The 18044-nt window shown below is 62.2% G+C and carries 18 protein-coding genes; 12 read left to right on the forward strand and 6 right to left on the reverse strand.

What is annotated here, in order from left to right:
- Positions 1-181: 181 nt before the first annotated feature.
- The 6 genes from GEV02_RS04275 (at position 182) to GEV02_RS04300 (ending at position 6097) form a co-directional block, all read left to right on the forward strand.
- Positions 182-1108 (forward strand): methyltransferase domain-containing protein, encoded by a 927-nt coding sequence (locus GEV02_RS04275; RefSeq protein ID WP_152836746.1) that lies wholly within the window; start codon positions 182-184, stop codon positions 1106-1108.
- Between the two features lie 395 nt (positions 1109-1503).
- The gene (gene coxB, locus GEV02_RS04280) at positions 1504-2730 is read left to right on the forward strand and encodes a cytochrome c oxidase subunit II (RefSeq protein ID WP_152836747.1); all 1227 of its coding nucleotides are present in this window, start codon (positions 1504-1506) and stop codon (positions 2728-2730) included.
- A gap of 15 nt (positions 2731-2745) precedes the next feature.
- The gene (gene ctaD / locus GEV02_RS04285) at positions 2746-4335 is read left to right on the forward strand and encodes a cytochrome c oxidase subunit I (protein WP_152836748.1); all 1590 of its coding nucleotides are present in this window, start codon (positions 2746-2748) and stop codon (positions 4333-4335) included.
- Between the two features lie 111 nt (positions 4336-4446).
- Positions 4447-5004, forward strand: coding sequence for a cytochrome c oxidase assembly protein (locus tag GEV02_RS04290; protein WP_328595714.1), 558 nt, complete (start codon positions 4447-4449; stop codon positions 5002-5004).
- A gap of 12 nt (positions 5005-5016) precedes the next feature.
- Positions 5017-5220, forward strand: coding sequence for a DUF2970 domain-containing protein (locus GEV02_RS04295; protein WP_008445314.1), 204 nt, complete (start codon positions 5017-5019; stop codon positions 5218-5220).
- Positions 5221-5236: 16 nt separating this feature from the next.
- The gene (locus GEV02_RS04300; protein ID WP_152836749.1) at positions 5237-6097 is read left to right on the forward strand and encodes a cytochrome c oxidase subunit 3; all 861 of its coding nucleotides are present in this window, start codon (positions 5237-5239) and stop codon (positions 6095-6097) included.
- A 96-nt stretch (positions 6098-6193) separates the two neighbouring features.
- Here the strand turns inward: GEV02_RS04300 and GEV02_RS04305 are convergent, their stop codons facing one another.
- Entirely contained in the window at positions 6194-6397 is a 204-nt protein-coding gene (locus GEV02_RS04305) for a twin transmembrane helix small protein (RefSeq protein ID WP_008445316.1), read from the reverse strand.
- Between the two features lie 39 nt (positions 6398-6436).
- Here GEV02_RS04305 and GEV02_RS04310 point away from each other — a divergent pair, with 39 nt between their 5' ends.
- The 6 genes from GEV02_RS04310 to GEV02_RS04335 are packed head-to-tail and all read left to right on the forward strand — an operon-like array spanning position 6437 to position 11498.
- On the forward strand, positions 6437-7168 hold the full coding sequence (locus tag GEV02_RS04310) for an SURF1 family protein (RefSeq protein ID WP_152836750.1): 732 nt from the start codon (positions 6437-6439) through the stop codon (positions 7166-7168).
- Entirely contained in the window at positions 7152-7769 is a 618-nt protein-coding gene (locus GEV02_RS04315; protein WP_328595715.1) for an SCO family protein, read from the forward strand. Before GEV02_RS04310 ends, GEV02_RS04315 begins: the two co-directional genes overlap by 17 nt.
- 5 nt (positions 7770-7774) lie before the next feature.
- The gene (locus GEV02_RS04320; protein ID WP_174998972.1) at positions 7775-8941 is read left to right on the forward strand and encodes a COX15/CtaA family protein; all 1167 of its coding nucleotides are present in this window, start codon (positions 7775-7777) and stop codon (positions 8939-8941) included.
- Positions 8942-8958: 17 nt separating this feature from the next.
- Positions 8959-9852, forward strand: coding sequence for a heme o synthase (gene cyoE, locus GEV02_RS04325; RefSeq protein WP_152836751.1), 894 nt, complete (start codon positions 8959-8961; stop codon positions 9850-9852).
- On the forward strand, positions 9852-10451 hold the full coding sequence (locus GEV02_RS04330; RefSeq protein ID WP_152836752.1) for an SCO family protein: 600 nt from the start codon (positions 9852-9854) through the stop codon (positions 10449-10451). The genes cyoE and GEV02_RS04330 overlap by 1 nt, the downstream gene beginning before the upstream one ends.
- Positions 10452-10460: 9 nt before the next feature.
- The gene (locus GEV02_RS04335) at positions 10461-11498 is read left to right on the forward strand and encodes an AI-2E family transporter (protein ID WP_152836753.1); all 1038 of its coding nucleotides are present in this window, start codon (positions 10461-10463) and stop codon (positions 11496-11498) included.
- On the opposite strand, the gene GEV02_RS04340 is transcribed toward GEV02_RS04335, so the two are convergent.
- The 5 genes from GEV02_RS04340 to GEV02_RS04360 all read right to left on the reverse strand — a co-directional run bounded on the left by GEV02_RS04340 (position 11495) and on the right by GEV02_RS04360 (position 17777).
- Positions 11495-12295 (reverse strand): substrate-binding periplasmic protein, encoded by an 801-nt coding sequence (locus GEV02_RS04340; RefSeq protein WP_328595716.1) that lies wholly within the window; start codon positions 12293-12295, stop codon positions 11495-11497. The two genes, GEV02_RS04335 and GEV02_RS04340, sit on opposite strands and share 4 nt — an antisense overlap.
- A gap of 16 nt (positions 12296-12311) precedes the next feature.
- Positions 12312-13649 (reverse strand): hemolysin family protein, encoded by a 1338-nt coding sequence (locus GEV02_RS04345; RefSeq protein ID WP_152805175.1) that lies wholly within the window; start codon positions 13647-13649, stop codon positions 12312-12314.
- A gap of 121 nt (positions 13650-13770) precedes the next feature.
- The gene (locus tag GEV02_RS04350; protein WP_152836755.1) at positions 13771-14601 is read right to left on the reverse strand and encodes a hypothetical protein; all 831 of its coding nucleotides are present in this window, start codon (positions 14599-14601) and stop codon (positions 13771-13773) included.
- Complete coding sequence (locus GEV02_RS04355; RefSeq protein ID WP_152836756.1) at positions 14598-16097, reverse strand: hypothetical protein; 1500 nt, start codon at positions 16095-16097, stop codon at positions 14598-14600. The genes GEV02_RS04350 and GEV02_RS04355 overlap by 4 nt, the downstream gene beginning before the upstream one ends.
- A 12-nt stretch (positions 16098-16109) precedes the next feature.
- Entirely contained in the window at positions 16110-17777 is a 1668-nt protein-coding gene (locus tag GEV02_RS04360; RefSeq protein WP_152836757.1) for an OmpA family protein, read from the reverse strand.
- Positions 17778-18044 lie beyond the last annotated feature (267 nt).

Consider the following 18044-nt stretch of genomic DNA (forward strand, 5'->3'; position numbering starts at 1 on the left):
GGCCTCGTGCGCGCTGTGCGCGGCCGCCGGCGACGCGCTGCTGTGCCCCGATTGCGCCGCAGCAGGGCGGCCGGCGTGCCATGCGTGCCGAGACTCGGAGTAGCCAGCATCAACGCTCCAGGACGCGTTTGCGTTCAACCATGTACACTGCCGACATTATCGCATTACACCGAACGACATCATGCAAGTCCCCGCAAATCCCCCGAAGTTAAGCGCACCGATCGACCAGGAGCGCGTGCGCGCGCTGTTTGCCCGTCCAGAGCGCATTGCGCCGTCCGATTTCCTGCGCCGCGAAATCGCCTCGCGCATGTTCGAACGGCTGGAACTGGTCAAGCTGGCGCCGCAGCGCGTGCTCGACGCCGGCTGCGGCGCCGGTGCCGATCTGCCACTGTTGCAGAAATCTTATCCCGCCGCGCACATCCTCGGCCTCGACGCGGCCCCCGCCATGCTGCGCGCCGCGCAGGGACCGGCGGCGAAGACCTCGTCACTGAACCAGCTGCTGAGCAAGCTGTTGCCGGCCAAGACCGGCGTCGACCTGCTGTGCGGCGATTTCGCCGAACTGCCGCTGGGACCGAACTCGGTGGACCTGGTCTGGTCCAACCTGGCGCTGCACTGGCATCCGCAGCCGGACCGCGTGTTCGCCGAGTGGCGCCGCGTGGCGCGCGTGAACAGCCTGCTGATGTTTTCCTGCTTCGGCCCGGACACCTTCCGCGAACTGCGCGCCGCCTTTGCCGAGGCCGACCTGGCCCCGCACGTATTGCCCTTCGTCGATATGCACGATTTCGGCGACCAGCTGGTGGAAGCGGGCTTTTCGACGCCGGTGCTGGACATGGAAGGCATCACCGTCACGTATGACACGCCGCAGGCGCTGCTGGCCGATGTGCGCGCGCTGGGCGGCAATCCGCTGGGCACCCTGAGCCGGGGTTTGATAGGAAAACAGGCCTGGCAACGCATGCTGGCCACGCTGGAAAAAGGCCGCCGTCCGGACGGCAAACTGGGCCTGACTTTCGAGGTGATTTACGGCCATGCCTTCCGTCCGGCGCCCAAAGTGACGTCGAAAGGCGAGGCCATCATCCGATTTGATTTACCACGAAAGCCGCGCCAGTAGCGGGTTTGCGGGCACACTGTGGTACCACGGGCTACGCCATAGTTGTGATTTGGATTATTTCTTGAGCGGGGCGTTGTTGTTATATATAATCATTGACTAATTTTGCCAGCATGTCACGTCGCCAGCTATAAACCAGCGACGGGAGCTATCAGCAGGTAAGAACGAGCACGAACGAGCATTTGAATTAAGCAGAATCAGGCTTTTGCGTTGTCCCTGGGCAGTATCTGGGGATGAAGCGGAAAGCCTCAAGGTCCCGCCGGGGTCGCGTCTTGAAGATTTTTTCAGACGAGGCTGGCATGGGGCCTGAAGTTGTTTAAGGAGCGGCGCCGGTTCAGTTCACCGAAATCCGGAGTCGTTAAAAAAATATTTTAATTTCTTGGGTGGTTGGGGAAAACATGAAACATGCGAAGCGACTTCAATCGTTGATGCTCGGGCTGTCGGTAACGGCGGCAAGTATCCCAGCGTGGGCGGCTGACACGGCGGCGACAGCGGCGGGCACCTATGCCGCGGCGACCGGCGGTACCGGCGGCCCCGTGGCCGGCGAGCTTAATCTGCAACCTCCAGCGACCCAGATCGCGTCCGAAATCTACAACCTGCACACCTGGATGATGCTGGTCTGCCTGGTCATCTTCGTCGGCGTGTTCGGCGTGATGTTCTACTCCATCTTCAAGCACCGCAAATCGCTGGGCCACAAACCGGCCACCTTCCACGAATCGACCGCTGTCGAAATCGCCTGGACCGTGGTGCCGTTCCTGATCGTCATCGGCATGGCGCTGCCCGCCACCCGCACCGTGGTCGGCATGAAAGACACCTCCAACGCCGACATCACCATCAAAGTGACCGGCATGCAGTGGAAGTGGGGCTACGACTACCTGAAGGGCGAAGGCGAGGGCATTTCCTTCCTGTCCAACCTGTCGACCCCGCGCGCGCAAGTGGGCGCCCCGGGCTTCGAGCCGACCGAGAAGCGCGGCGACAACTACCTGATGGAAGTCGACAACGATGTCGTCGTTCCAGTGCATAAGAAAATCCGCATCGTCACCACCGCCAACGACGTGATCCACTCCTGGTCGATCCCGGCCTTCGGCGTCAAGCAGGATGCGATCCCTGGCTTCGTGCGCGACGCCTGGTTCAAGGCTGAGCACACCGGCACCTATCGCGGCTATTGCTCCGAGCTGTGCGGCAAGGAACACGCCTTCATGCCTATCGTGGTCAAGGTCGTCACCGACGCCGAGTACAAGGTCTGGGTCGACGGCAAGAAAAAAGAAATGGCCGCGCTGGCCGATGATCCAAGCAAAACCTGGACTATCGACGAACTGAAAACCAAAGGCGAAAAAGTCTACGCCACCAACTGCGTGGTCTGCCACCAGGCCAACGGCAAGGGCGTGCCTGGCACCTTCGCGCCGCTGGACGGCTCGGAAACGGTCAACGGTCCTAAAGCCGAACAGATCAACGTTCTGCTGCACGGTAAGAAGAGCGGCAAATTCAGCGCTGAAATGCCGGCGTGGAAGCAACTGTCGGATACGGATATTGCGGCTGTCATCACCTACACCCGTAACAGCTGGTCGAACAAGGCCGCCGAAAACATCGTTCAACCAGCCGAAGTTGTGGCTGCACGTAAGTAATCAGGAGCGTTACAAATGAGCACTAGCACCTTGGATCACGCACACGATCACGATCACGCTCACGACCATCCCCATGGTCTGTCGCGCTGGTTGTTCGCCACCAATCACAAAGACATCGGTACGCTGTACCTGTGGTTCTCGTTCATCATGCTGCTGTCCGGCGGCGTGCTGGCACTGATGATCCGCACCGAGCTGTTCAAGCCGGGCCTGCAGTTCTTCCAGCCGGAGTTCTTCAACCAGCTGACCACCATGCACGGCCTGGTGATGGTGTTCGGCGCCATCATGCCGGCCTTCGTCGGCTTCGCCAACTGGATGATCCCGCTGCAAGTGGGCGCATCGGACATGGCCTTCGCCCGCATGAACAACTTCTCGTTCTGGCTGCTGCCACCGGCGGCCATCCTGCTGGCGACCTCGTTCCTGGTCCCTGGCGGCGCCACCGCCGCCGGCTGGACGCTGTACGCGCCGCTGTCGACCCAGATGGGCCCAGGCATGGACATGGCGATTTTCGCGATGCACCTGATGGGCGCCTCGTCGATCATGGGTTCGATCAATATCATCGTCACCATCCTGAACATGCGCGCGCCCGGCATGACGCTGATGAAAATGCCGATGTTCTGCTGGACCTGGCTGATCACCGCCTACCTGCTGATCGCCGTGATGCCGGTTCTGGCCGGCGCGATCACCATGACGCTGACCGACCGCCACTTCGGCACCTCGTTCTTTAACGCTGCCGGCGGCGGCGACCCGGTCATGTACCAGCACATCTTCTGGTTCTTCGGCCACCCCGAGGTGTACATCATGATTCTGCCGGCCTTCGGCATCGTCTCGCAGATCCTGCCGGCCTTCGCCCGCAAGCAGCTGTTCGGCTACGCATCGATGGTCTACGCGACCGCATCGATCGCGATCCTGTCCTTCATCGTCTGGGCCCACCACATGTTCACCACCGGCATGCCGGTGACGTCGCAGCTGTTCTTCATGTACGCCACCATGCTGATCGCGGTGCCGACCGGCGTGAAAGTGTTCAACTGGATCGCTACCATGTGGAAGGGTTCGATGACCTTCGAAACCCCGATGCTGTTCGCGGTCGGCTTCATCTTCGTGTTCACCATCGGCGGCTTCACCGGCCTGATCCTGGCTGTGACCCCGATCGACATCCAGCTGCAGGACACCTACTACGTGGTGGCGCACTTCCACTACGTGCTGGTGGCCGGTTCGCTGTTCGCGCTGTTCGCCGGCTTCTACTACTGGTCGCCGAAATGGACCGGCCATATGTACAACGAAGCCATGGGCAAGACCCACTTCTGGCTGTCGCTGATCACCTTCAACATCACCTTCTTCCCGATGCACTTCCTGGGTCTGGCTGGGATGCCGCGCCGCTACGCCGACTACTCGGCGCAGTTCACCGACTTCAACATGATCGCCACCATCGGTGCTTTCGGTTTCGGTCTGTCGCAGGTGTTCTTCCTGTTCTTCGTGATCTTGCCGACCATCCGTGGCGGCAAGAAAGCCGCAGACAAGCCATGGGATGGCGCTGAAGGCCTGGAGTGGACCGTGCCGTCGCCGGCGCCGTTCCACACCTTCGAAACGCCACCGCAGTTCAAATAATCATGGGCGAACAGAAGAAGCCGAATAACGCGAGGACCGGCCTGCTGCTGGCCGGTCTGGCCCTGTTCTTTTTCCTGTCCGTGTATGTCAAGCGGATGTGGCTGAGCTGACGTGAGCGACGAACAGGAAACTGGCGGGCTGAACCGCACGCTGCTGGGCAAGCTGATCGTGGTGGCGGTGTTGATGTTCGGGTTTGCGTACGCGCTCAACCCGTTCTACCGCCAGATCTGCGAAGCGCTGGGCATCAATGTGCTGACGCAGAAGGACGGCACGGTCAGCGCCGATACCAATACGCAGATCGACACCACGCGCAGCGTGACGATCGAGTTTGACGGCAATGCGCAAGGCCCGTGGCGCTTCCGTCCGGTGACGCACAGCATGACCGTGCATCCGGGCGAGCTGACCACGGTGATGTACGAGGTGGTCAACACCCAGAACCGCGAAGTCAGCGCGCAGGCGATACCGAGCTACGCGCCGCAAAGCGCGATGCCGCATTTTAAAAAGGTCGAGTGCTTCTGCTTCAAGCAGCAGACCATGAAACCGAACGAAGCACGGCAGATGCCGGTGGTGTTCTTCATCGACCCGGCGCTGCCCAAGGATGTGAAGACCATCACGCTGTCGTACACCTTCTTCGAGGTGGGCGGTCTGGACAAGACCGCATCCAAGTAAGGGGTGGGCGCAATGGAAGAAGATAAGAAGCAAGCGTCGTTCATGTATTCGATGAAAGCGGTGTTCTGGTCGTTCTTCGGCCTGCGCCGCAAAAGCGATTTCGACACCGATTCGGCCAAGCTGAACCCGGTACACATCATCATCGCGGCCTTGATTGGCGTGGCTTGTTTTATTGGACTGCTGATCACTATCGTTAAGGTTGTAGTTTCAAAATAAATTTAGGGAGATGAAGATGAGTTCACATAACGCCTCGGCACCGTACTACTTCGTGCCTGGTCCATCCAAATGGCCGCTGTTCGCAGGCATGTCCCTGCTGACCACCATGATCGGCGCTTCGGCCTGGGTCAATGATGTGTCGTGGGGCCCGATCGTGAACTATATCGGCCTGGCTGGCATCATCGCCGTGCTGTTCTTCTGGTTCGGCGACGCCATCAAGGAATCCGAAGCGGGCCAGTACGGCCAGCGCGTCGACCATTCCTATCGCTGGTCGATGGGCTGGTTCATCTTCTCGGAGGTGATGTTCTTCGGCGCCTTCTTCGGCGCGCTGTTCTATGCGCGCACGATCAGCATGCCGTGGCTGGGCGACCTGGACCACAAATTCATCTGGCCTGACTTCGCGGCGCACTGGGGCAACGTCGGCCCGGCCGGCACGGTGCAGGAATTCAAGACCATGGGTCCGTTCCCCATCCCGACCATCAACACCGCGCTGCTGCTGACCTCGGGCCTGACGCTGACCATCTCGCACCATGCGCTGCGCGCCGGCCATCGCGCGCAGACCGCGTTCTGGCTGTTCGCCACCGTGGCGCTGGGCGCGATCTTCATGGGCTTCCAGGCTTATGAATACCACCATGCGTACACCGAACTGAACCTGAAGCTGACCTCGGGCATCTACGGTTCCACCTTCTTCATGCTGACCGGCTTCCACGGCTTCCACGTGACGATGGGCGCGATCATGCTGTCGGTGGTGCTGGTCCGTGTACTCAAGGGCCACTTCACGCCGGACCACCACTTCGCCTTCGAAGGCGCGGCCTGGTACTGGCACTTTGTGGACGTGGTCTGGCTGGGTCTGTACGTTGTGGTTTACTGGCTGTAAGTACAGGCTGTAACAAGGCTATAATGCCGCAGCGATGCTGCTGCGGCGCTGGAGAAAAAGCCGCATCGGTTCGACACCGGATGCGGCTTTTTTATTTCAGCCGCGGATGCCGGTGGGCTGGATGTAGCCGAGCTTGTGGGCGATCAGCAGCGCGGCGAACAGGGCGATCGACAGGCCGACCCGCACCGCCAGCGCGCGCACGGTGTTGTTGCTCTTGCCCTTGTCGCGCATCAGGAAATAGAAGGCGGATGCCAGGCTGCCGATAATCAGGATAAACGCAATGGCGACAGCAATTTTCATGGCAGGACCGGTAGTGGGTTTGATGAGGGTTCCATTGTAATGGGTATTGCGTTCCGTTTTAAACTCGTCCCTTTCGCCGCGACCGTGCTGGTGGTGGCGCTGGGCATACAGCTGGGTAACTGGCAGCAGCGCCGCGCCGCGCACAAGATCGTGTTGCAGGCCAAGCTGGCCCAGGGCAACGCCAGCGCGCCGCTGACACTGGACGGCACGCCGCTGGCGGCCGATGCGGTGGAATTCCGCCGCGTTGCCGTCACCGGCGAATTTGTCGCCGGCTGGCCGGTGTACCTGGACAATCGTCCCTACAAGAACAGCTCCGGCTTTTATCTGCTGATGCCGTTTAAAATTGCGGGATCGGGCATGCACGTGCTGGTGGTGCGCGGCTGGCTGCCGCGCAACCCGGCCGAGCGCGCCAAGCTGCCGGCGTATGCGACGCCGTCCGGCACGGTGACGCTGGAGGGCGTGGCGCGGCTGGACGCCGGCCATGTGCTGGAACTGGCCAGGACGCCGGTGCTGACGCCCAACGCCATCGTGCAGAACGCCGATCCGCTGCAGGTGGCCAGGGACAGCGGCCTGACCATGCAACCGTTCGTGGTCGAACAAACCGGCGCGGCCAGGCCGGCCGGCGACGACGCGCAGATGGTGCGCGACTGGGCACCGCCGACGTTGAACGTGGAAAAACATCAGGGCTATGCCTTTCAGTGGTACGCACTGTCGGCGATGGCTGTTATCTTCTTTGTGGTGAACGGATTCAGACGTGGAAAACAAAAGTAATCAAGGCCGTGGTCGCTGGAAACTGATGGCCGTGCTGGCCGTGTGCGCGGCGCCGCTGGTGGGCTCCTACCTGACGTACTACGTGATCAAGCCCAAGGGCGGCGTCACCAATTTCGGCGCGCTGATCGATCCGCGCGACCATCCTATCCCGGCCATGGCCAGCACCTCGCTGGACGGCAAGCCGCTGACGCTGGACAACTACAAGGGCAAGTGGATCATGCTCAAGGTCGGTCCGTCCGACTGCAAGCAGGATTGCCAGGACCAGCTGTTCGCCATGCGCCAGCTGCGCACCATGCAGGGCAAGGAGATGGAGCGCATCGAGCGCGTGTGGATGATTACCGACGAGCAGCCGCTCGATACGGTGCTGATGCGCGTCAACGACGGCACCCGCATGCTGCGCGCGCCGGCCGCCGTCATCGACAAGTGGCTGCCGCTGGAGCAGGCCGCCGGCGATAGCGTGTCCGACCACGTCTACCTGATCGACCCGCTGGGCAACCTGATGATGCGCTTCCCGAAAGGCGCGGTCTCCAGCGATACCGAGAAGGTGAAGAAGGTCCACAAGGACATCAGCAAGCTGCTGAAGGCTTCGGCGATAGGCTGACCGTCATGCACTCGACCACCCTCGCTCAAATGGCCGTGACGGCGCTGCTGGTGGCGCTGCTGCCGGCGTCGCTGGTGTGGACTTCGTCCGACGCCAACAAATATCGCAAGCTGGTCTGGGTCTGCGTGTTCCTGACCTTCGACCTGATCGTGTTCGGCGCCTTCACGCGCCTGACCGATTCCGGCCTCGGCTGTCCGGACTGGCCGGGCTGCTACGGCGCCGCCAATCCCTTCCTCGCGCACGAGCAGATCACGGCGGCCGAGGCGCTGCTGCCGACCGGCCCGGTCACGGTGGTCAAGGCCTGGATCGAGATGATCCACCGCTATCTGGCGATGGCGATCGGCGTGCTGATCGTGGCGATGATGGCGCAAGCCTGGTACCAATGGCGCAAGTCCAAGGGCACGCGCACCGAGTACGCGCCATGGCTGCCGACCGTGCTGTTCCTGTTTATCTGCGTGCAGGGCGCGTTCGGCGCCTGGACCGTGACGCTGAAGCTGCAACCGGTGATCGTCACCACCCATCTGCTGCTGGGCATGGGCATGCTGTCCTTGCTGGCGTGGTACGGCGGCCGCCAGAACCAGCTGATCGCGCCGGTGCGCACGGTGACGGCCTCGCCGCCGGCGATGCGCAACATCCGGCTGCTGGCCGGGGCTTCGGCCATTCTGCTGCTGGTGCAACTGGCGCTGGGCGCCTGGACCAGCACCAACTACGCCACCCTGGCCTGCACCGATTTCCCGCTGTGCGGCGGCAAGCTGGTGCCGGACATGGATTTCGAACACGGCTTCACGCTATGGCGGGAGCTGGGCAAGACCGCCGCCGGCCACTACCTGCCGTTCGCGGCCCTGACGGCGATCCACTGGGTGCACCGCAATGTCGGCATCATCGTCGCGCTGGTGGCCGGCTACACGGCCTGGCGCGCGTGGGAGCATGCGGCGCTGCACAAGACCGCCCGCTACATCGCGCTGGCGCTGGCGGCGCAGATCGCCACCGGCGTCGCCACCATCTACCTCAGCTTCCCGCTGACGATCGCGGTGCTGCACAACGCCGGGGCGGCGCTGCTGGTCCTGTTGCTTACCATGTTAAACTACAAGGCTAAGTACCAGTACGATATTGCAAAAAAGGCAGCCTCGGGCGCGGCATCCGCGCACACCTCCGCTGCCCGGCAAAAGTAAGCACCTTTAAGCATCTAATGACCACACACACCGCCACATCCAAATCCGCCAGCCGCGCCTCCCAATACTGGGCGCTGACCAAGCCCCGCGTCACGCAGCTGGCCGTCTTCTGCGCCGTGATCGGCATGTTCCTCGCCAGCGACGGCATGCCGGACTGGCGCCTGCTGGTGGCCGCCACCGTCGGCATCTGGCTGCTGGCCGGCGCGGCCTTCGCCGTCAACTGCCTGGCCGAGCGCGAGATCGACGCCCGCATGGCGCGCACCGCCCGCCGCCCGATGGCCATGGGCGAGATCACCGTCATGCAGACCGTGGTGTTCGCCGCCGTGATCGGCGGCGCCGGCATGTGGATCCTGTATGCGCTGGTGAACCCGCTGACGATGTGGCTGACCTTCGTCACCTTCGTCGGCTACGCCATCATCTACACCATGATTTTGAAACCGGCCACGCCGCAGAACATCGTCATCGGCGGCCTGTCCGGCGCGATGCCGCCGGCGCTGGGCTGGGCCGCCGTCGCCAACGACGTGCCGATGCAAGCCTGGCTGCTGGTGCTGATTATTTTCATATGGACCCCGCCGCACTTCTGGGCGCTGGCCATGTACCGCCGCGACGACTACGCCAAGTCCGGCCTGCCGATGCTGCCGGTCACGCACGGCATGAAGTTCACGCAGTTCCACGTCTGGCTGTATTCGATCGCGCTGGCCGCCACCACCTTGCTGCCGTACGCCGTGCATATGAGCGGCCTGATCTATCTGGCCAGCGCCGTCGTGCTGAACGCCGTCTTCCTGCACCACGCATGGAAGATCTACCGCCACTACACCGACCTGATCGCCCGCAAGGCTTTCACCTGGTCGATCATCTACCTGTCGCTGCTGTTCGTGGCGCTGCTGGTGGACCACTACTTTAAATTCTGATGAAAAAACTGCTCGCCTTCGGCCTGATCGTCCTTTCCGTATTGCTGGCCGCGTGCGAGCGCAGGGCCGCCGCGCCGCGCCTGGAATTCAAGAACACCGACCTGACCGGCCTGCCGTACGCCAAGGACTTCGCGCTGACCGACCACAACGGCAAGCCGCGCACGCTGGCTGACTTCAAGGGCAAGGTGGTAGTGCTGTTCTTCGGCTATACCCAATGCCCGGACGTGTGCCCGACCACGATGGCCGAGATGTCGGCCGCGATGAAGGAGCTGGGCGCCGATGCCGCCCGGGTGCAGGTGCTGTTCGTCACCGTCGATCCCGAGCGCGACACCCAGCAGCTGCTGTCCGAATACGTGCCGGCCTTCGACAAGCGCTTCCTCGGCCTGTACGGCACGGCCGAGCAGACCGCCGCCGTCGGCAAGGAGTTCAAGGTGTTCTACGCCAAGGTGCCGGGCAAGACGCCGGGCAGCTATTCGATGGACCACACCGCCGCCAGCTATGTGTTCGACAAGCAGGGCAAGATCCGCCTGCTGGCGCGCAGCGGGCAGGGGCCGGCGCCGCTGGTGCACGACCTCAAGCTGCTGCTGGCCCAGCCCTGACCGATGCGCATGCAACAGCGCTTCCAACCCTTTACCCGCCTCGCGGCCATCATCCTGCTGGTGATCGGCTGCCTGACCGTGCTGCGGCCCTTCCTGGCCGCCATCCTGTTCGCCGCCGCCATCACCATCTCCAGCTGGCCGCTGTACCTGCGCCTGCTGTCGCGTTGCCGCGAGCGCCGCTCGCTGGCCGCCGCCGTCATGAGCGTCGGCCTGACCCTGCTGATCATCGTGCCGCTGGCGCTGGTGACGTGGAATGTTGCCGATAATGCCAGCGACTTCTACGATCAAATCAAGACCAGCCTGGGCAGCGGCACGCTGGCGCCGCCGGCCTGGCTGAAGGAGATCCCGGTGATCGGCGAGGCGGCCGACACCTATCTGCACAAGCTGCTGGGCAGCCGCGAGGAATTGCTCAGCGTCGCCAAGAACCTGCTGGAGCCTGCGCGCCGCCTGTTGCTGGGCGGCGGCATGGTGCTGGGCAGCGGCGTGGCCCAGGTCAGCCTGGCGGTGTTCGTCAGCTTCTTCCTGTACCGCGACGGCAAGGCCATGCTGGCGGCGCTGGCGGTCGGCATGGACAAGCTGATCGGCGCGCAGGGCGCGGCCGTGGCCGACACCGTCAGCCGCACCGTGCGCGGCGTGATGTACGGCCTGCTGGGCACGGCGCTGGCGCAGGCCGCCGTGGCGGCGGTCGGCTTCCTGGTCGCCGGCGTGCCGGCCGTGGCGCTGCTGTCGGTGGCGACCTTCCTGCTGTCGCTGGTGCCGGTCGGGCCGCCGCTGATCTGGGGCGGCGCGGCGATCTGGCTGTTCAACGAAGGCCGCACGGGCTGGGGCGTCTTCATGCTGGTGTGGGGCATGTTCGTCATCAGCGGCGTCGACAACGTGGTCAAGCCCATGCTGATCAGCCGCGGCAGCAGCCTGCCGTTCATCCTGGTGCTGCTGGGCGTGATGGGCGGCGTGCTGGCCTTCGGCTTCGTCGGCCTGTTCATCGGCCCGACGCTGCTGGCCGTGGGCCTGGGCCTGCTGCGCAACTGGACCGGCGAAGCGGCCTAGAAGTTAATCATTTGCGCGGCGCGCTCGGCGTCGGTATGGCGCTCGAAGATGCGGCGCAGCGTGCCATCCTCGCGCATGGCGCGGATCGCGTGGCTGAAGCGGGCCACCGTGGCCGCGTCGATATTCTGCCGCGAGACGATCAGCCCGGAGACCATGTTCTCGCGCGGCGCCCAATCCATCACGCTGTACGTGCCCGCCAGCTGCTCCTGCTTGACCAGCGGATACCAGGTGGTGGGCGTGGCCATCACCGCATCCACCCGCCCCAGCTTGAACAGGCGCATCATAGCCAGATGGTCGGGCGTTTCAAACACGCGGCCCTGGGCGCGCAGCTTGGACAGCCAATCCTCGTAGGCGCGGCCGTGCTTGTAGCTTTTGACGACGGCGATCTTGTATTGGGGATCGGCAAGGAAGCTTGCCATACTGTGCAGCCGTCCGTTCAATTCCTTGTGCAGCAGCACGAAATTGCGGCCCGTCATATACGGCACGAAGCGGCCGATCTTCTCGCGTTCGGGCAGGAGCAGGGCGGAGACCGACATATCGATGTTGCCGCTGCCGAGGCCGGCCCAGATGCGGACCCGGGAATCGACGCTGGCCTCGATGGTGCAGCCGAGCCGGCGCGCCAGTTCGTCGACCACATCCTTGTCGATGCCGGTCCAGCCGCCGTCGGCGGCGTGGTAGAACAGGGCGCCGTCTTCGTAGAAGGCGACGCGCAGCTGCTTGCAGCCGCTGCGCGGTTCGGCGCCGCCGAGGCCGGCGGCGCCAAGCAGGGTACAACAAAGGATCAGGCGGCTGAGCACATCTCCTCCTACCGGGTTAGTCCTGGTCGGCGTTGTCCTCGGTGTCATCCTTGGGAATGACTTTGACCAGCAGGATACGCGGGCCATTCATTTTCTTGGCGACGATGTCGAAACCGCGGAAACTGATGCGTTGTCCCTGTTTCGGGATATCGCCCAGTTTCAGCATGATCAGGCCGCCTACCGATTCTACCTCTTCCAGGCCCAACTCCTCGTTTTCGATGTCGATGCCCAGCGTGCGTTCCAGCGAGAAGATCGGCAGGCTGGCCTTGCCGACCAGGGTGCCGTCGGGCTGTTTGAGCCAGTCGTTCTCGTTGAGGCGGAACTCGTCATGGATTTCGCCGACCATCGCGCCCAGCAGGTTGTCGAGCGTGATGAAGCCCAGCGGACGCTTGCCTTTTTCGCCGATCAGCGCGAAGTGGGGCGCGCCGTCGCGGAAGCGGCGGAACTGTTCCAGCGCCGGCGTGCGGGCCGAAATCGTCTCCACCGGGCGCAGGAAAGGCACCAGGTCGGTGACCGGCTTGCCGGACTGCTGGGCGAAGAACAAGTCCTTCAGGTGCACCACGCCCAGCACCGTCTCGCCATCCTTGTCGTAATAGGGATAGCGGCTGAAGCGGTTGCGCAACATGGTTTGCAGATTGTCGTTGAGCGGACGGTTGGCGTACAGGCCGATCACCTCGTTAATCGGGCGCATCAGATCGGACACCGACAGATCGCTGAAATCGAGCGAATGGGCCAGGATGTTGCGTTCGTCCTTGTTGAACTTTTCGCCCGGCTGGCTGGTGCGCAGGATCAGCTTGAGTTCGTCGACCGAATAGTGGCTGTCGTGGCCGCCCTTGCCGGACAGGCCGGCCAGGCCCAGCACCATGTTGGCGCTGGCGTTGAGCACCCAGATGAAGGGATACATGGCCCAGTAGAAGCCGTACAGCGGCAGCGCGCTCCACAGGCCGATCACTTCCGGCATGCGGATGGCCAGCGACTTCGGCGCCAGCTCGCCCACCACGATGTGCAGGAAGGAGATCACGCAGAAGGCGAACACGAAGGCGATGCCGTGGACGATTTCCGGCGAGGTGACGCCGATGGCCGTCAGCAGCGGTTCCAGCAGGCCGGCAAAGGCCGGTTCGCCGACCCAGCCCAGGCCCAGCGAGGCCAGCGTGATGCCCAGCTGGCAGGCCGACAGGTAGGCGTCGAGTTCGCCGTGCACCTTGCCGAGTATGCGTCCCTTGAGTCCCTGGGTCTTGGCGATGGCGCGCACGCGCGTCTTGCGCAGTGTGACGATGCCGAATTCGGCCGCCACGAAGAATCCATTGAGCGCGACCAGGAAGATGGCGAGCACGACAAGCATAAGGTTTTGCATAAGGGCCGAGCGGCGATTCAGGTAGTTAAAACAGGTATCTTAAACGACAGCGCGTTTATGCATCGCAAAATATGCCGCGCAGAGGGGAGAGCGCCGGTCGATGCCGGCGCGGAGATGGGGATTAGCGTAGGGGATTGAGCAAGGCCGGCTGGCCGAATTCCACCAGTTTGGCATTGGATTTGCTGAAATACTCGCTCCAGAAAGCGTTCAGCGATTGCATGGTCTTGGGATCGCGATAGTTTTTGGTGTGCACGGCGTCGTCCGCCAGCAGGCCCGCGCCGATCACGTAGGTGCGTGCGCCGCCAAAGTCGGCTAGCAGGTGGTTGTCTTCGACCGTACGCATTTCCTTGGCCGGCGCCACATTGCGCACCGACTTGCCCTGCTCCGCGTAGAAGTTGCTGACCGACGAATTCTCCAGCATGTCGGAGACGATCAGTACTACTTTTTCCTGCGCCGGGGACTGCTTGATGACGCTGGCAATGGATTTCAGGCTGGCGAAGATATCGGATTTGGCGATATTGCTGCTAGTGCCTTGATACGCCGCGCGCAACGCCTGGCCGGCGGCCTGTGCCGCCTGTTGCGGCTGACGTTGGAGGCACAGGTCCAGCTTGACCAGCGCGGGCTTGCCGATGTCGTTGCGGGTTTCGCTGGGCAGTTGTGCGTCCAGCGTCCCCGCCGTCAGCAGTTCGGTGTAGTGGCCTTGTGTATAGGCGGAGAACACCACCACGCTGAAGCGGTTGCCGGGCGCCAGGAAAGGCTTGACGTTGTTGGCGACTAGCTGTTGCAGCGCCGGACTGAGAGGAGTGGTCTGGTCTATCACCACCAGCAACTCGCGCGCGGTTGGCGGAAACGGCGGCAGCGACTTGTCCTGGCAGCTCTGGACGGCGTTGGTATTGGCGGCCACGGCCGCGCCGGACAGGCAGAGTTGCAGCAGCAGGGCGCTCCATTTCACAGCAAGTCCTCCAGTTCGGCGTTACGGGCCTGGCGGGCCTTTTCTTCCTTCTGCAGCTTCAGCGCGGCGACCACTTCCGCGTTCAAGCTGTCCGGCAAGGTTGCCAACAGGGCCAGCTTGGCCGGCTTGTCGTCTCCCAAGGCATTCAGTTGTTGCAACACCTCGGCAGCCGAGCCGGCTTGCGGAGCTGGAACAGGAGAGGGTGCTTCGGCCTGTGCCTTGACCGCCTGTGCGTGATGGCGTTCGTGTTGACGCTCGGCTTGGTCGGCGATCCGGGTTTCCTGCACATAGTCGCGGAAGGTCTTGCTTAAATGCTGGCCCGAGGTGCCGACATCGCTGTTCCTGGCCATGATCTTTTGCTGCAGTACGGCCAGGCGCGCTTGCGCGGTATCGGCGACGCGGCGGTAGGCTTCACGCACCGCGGTATAGCTGGAATAGCGGCCGCCTCCGATGTCGCGGAACGCTTCGGCACTGTTTTGGCCAGCAAAGCCCCAGCGATAGCCAAAGATTACGCCCAGCAACTGCAGGAAGACGAAGACAAACGCCAGCACAATGAAGGTGGCCCAGCCGCCATGGCGGTCAATGTCGGCTTCTTCGATGGCGACTTTCTTGTCCGCGTTGTGGTTGGCGGCCACATCGGCGTCGGGCAGGGTGAGGCCGGGCTTGCTCATATCGAGGCTGTCGCTGGCGGCCTGGTTGCCGTTGTCGATTTGCTTGTTGACTTGAGTGACGCGCGCGACCAGTTCCTTTTCCAGAACCTGGCCGCGCACATAGGTGGCTGCTCCGGCTATCAGCAGCACGATCACCAGCGTGGCGATCGATACCAGATAAGTCGGGTGCGCGCCGACGCGATTGCACAATTGCGTGTAGGCGGGCAGGCCGTCGTCGCTGTTCTGTGGGCGGGCCAGCGGAATGGTGCCGGTCGACAGCTTGGACTCGCGTTTGTCTTCTACCCATTCGCGGCGGGCGTTCTTGATGCGGCCGGATTTGTACAACTCGTGACCTGCAAAGTGGGTGAACGCCACCAGGATGACTGAAATGAGGAAGGCGATGCCGTAGGCGCCGGTCTGTTGCAGGTTCTCGCTGGCTCCCGGAATTGTGTAGCCGGCCAATACGTAGGAGAAGCCCAGCGCTTCGACAAACACCATCGACACCGTCAGCAGCCAGATCCAGCCGGGCGTGCTGCGGCGGCCGTTGTCGCCAGCCTTGGTCAGGTAGGTGATTTTCTCGTTGAAGTCGTGTTCGTCCTGGACGTGCACGAAGTTCTTGTATTCCTGGCACAGCGTGCGCTCGCCGGAAAACCAGCCAGGGTAGGCGACATCCTCGTTGGCGTCACGCGCCAGCGTGGCGATGCGGCCGATCAGCGGGAAACTGACCCAGGTGTTAAACCACCACCATTTGACTTGCTGCCACAAGACGGCGACGACGGTCAGGGCCAGCAGAACGCTGACGATGCTCCAGGCCAGGGCTGGATAAGTACTGATAAATTCCTTCATGAGTTCATCCCTTTATTTTTGATATAGCGTTGGTTTGAAGTCCGCTGACATGAGCCGCGCGCCACGCGCATAAATCAGCCGCCCGCCCTTGGCTGACGTACCGCCATCGCTGCCGAACACCACGTCTGCACACGACAGGCCGCCTTTGCCGTTGAAGAACATCCGGTATAGCAGGCCTTTGTTGCCGAGGTAGGTATTCACTTCGGGATTCAAGGCCAGTGCCGCGGCCGGATTGGCATTCTTGACGGGGTTGTAGTTGGTGTACACCTTGAACTCAGGCAGGTTCGCGGCCGCGCCATTGCTGGCCAAAACCGTCAGTTTGTTCAGCACGACCTGATGCCCGTTGACCTGCTCGGTCCAGGTCTTGCCGTACAGGCCAGGCAGGTATTCGCTGGTGCGATAGCTTTTGCCATCCTGTAGAGCCTTGACGCCGTGGGCCACGCGGGGCCGGTCACGTGAGCAGTCGGCCATGATGGGCGGTTCGTCGGCGTAGGCGTTGCTGATGAGCCGGAACGTGCCGCTGGACTTGGAACTGAGCTGGCCGATGTCGGCAGCGGCGATGGTGGACAGCGGGGTGCCGCCGAAATCGACGCCGTCGGGGATAGTGGTGGCGTTTGCTGCAGCCGCCTCCGGCGCTTTGCCGGCGATGGCGGGCGCTGTTTTTCCTGGCGTGACTTTGACCGGCGCCGGCTTCACGACAGGCGGCGCGGCAGGGGCGGCCACCGCCACTTGCGGTGACGGTGCATCGCTGCCACGGTAGAACTCGTAGCGCGGCTTGCGTTCGGCCAGATAGCGGTCGAAGTTGGCGGTATCGGCGATCTCTACAATTTCCACGCGCCGGTTTTGCGCGCGGCCTTCCTCACTGCCGTTGTCGGCAATGGGATAGGCTTCGCCTGCTCCTTGGAAGAATAGCGATTCCTTCGGTATTCCGCGTTTTTCCATATACGCCGCCACAGCCTGGGCGCGGCGTTCCGACAGGTCAGCGTTTAACCGTGAACTGCCGGTATCGTCGGTGTGGCCGACTAACAAGATCTTGCGTTTGCTAACTTGAGAAATATAACTGGATTTCTCTTGCGGATCGGTGATGTTATTGGCGATGAGCCGGGCGTTATACGAATCGGCGATTGCCGAGAAATAACGCTGTGCCTGCTCGGTTAATTGATCGGAATTTGTTTCAAAATGTCCGCCTTTGCCTGATTGTTCTCGCACTTCAACAATCATGCCGACGGCATCCTTTTTAATGGCATCGGCATTGGACGCGGCGTTCAAACGCTGGTCGTCGATCACGCTGCCATCAGCGCTGACGGTCGATGTCTTCAGGCTTAAATCATATTGCCTGGCGATCTTGGACAGCTCACATCGGCGCTGGTCCATATCGCGCCCGATTAAGCCGCCGATAGTAGCGCCGGCCAATGCGCCCACCACGCGGGCGCTATTCGAGTGCTTGACCTGGTTGCCGAGTATCGCGCCGGCAATGGCGCCGACGGCGACGCCGATATTTCTCGCATTGTTCGAGCAAGGATCCTTGCTGGCGAAAGTCTGCTGGAACGACGGCTGACCGGTGCGCGGGTCGGTTGCGCAGCCGCTGGCCAGGGTCGTGCCGATTGCGGCGCACAGCAGCTTGGCAGTCAGGTGCGGGGGAAGGCGCAGCAAACGGCGCTGCGAGGCGGCTGCTTTCAAGGGTATCTCCGTTACTGGTTAGATAAATTTGTTGCGTTGAATCAACATAATGGCATATCTGCCGTTGCTTGGCTAATAATTTTTATTTTATGAAAGTTGTTTAATAAAATTAAAAAATATTCTGCAACATATTTATGCATTTCATCCCAGTAATCGGAATTCCGATACTCAATTCTCTCCAAATATAACTATTCTTTAGAGCGCGAATAATGCTCTTATTTTAAATTTGAGAGGATTCGCACATTTGAGGAAGGACAGTCTTATTAA

The organism is Rugamonas aquatica, from assembly GCF_009380215.1.
Classification (GTDB): domain Bacteria; phylum Pseudomonadota; class Gammaproteobacteria; order Burkholderiales; family Burkholderiaceae_D; genus Rugamonas; species Rugamonas aquatica_B.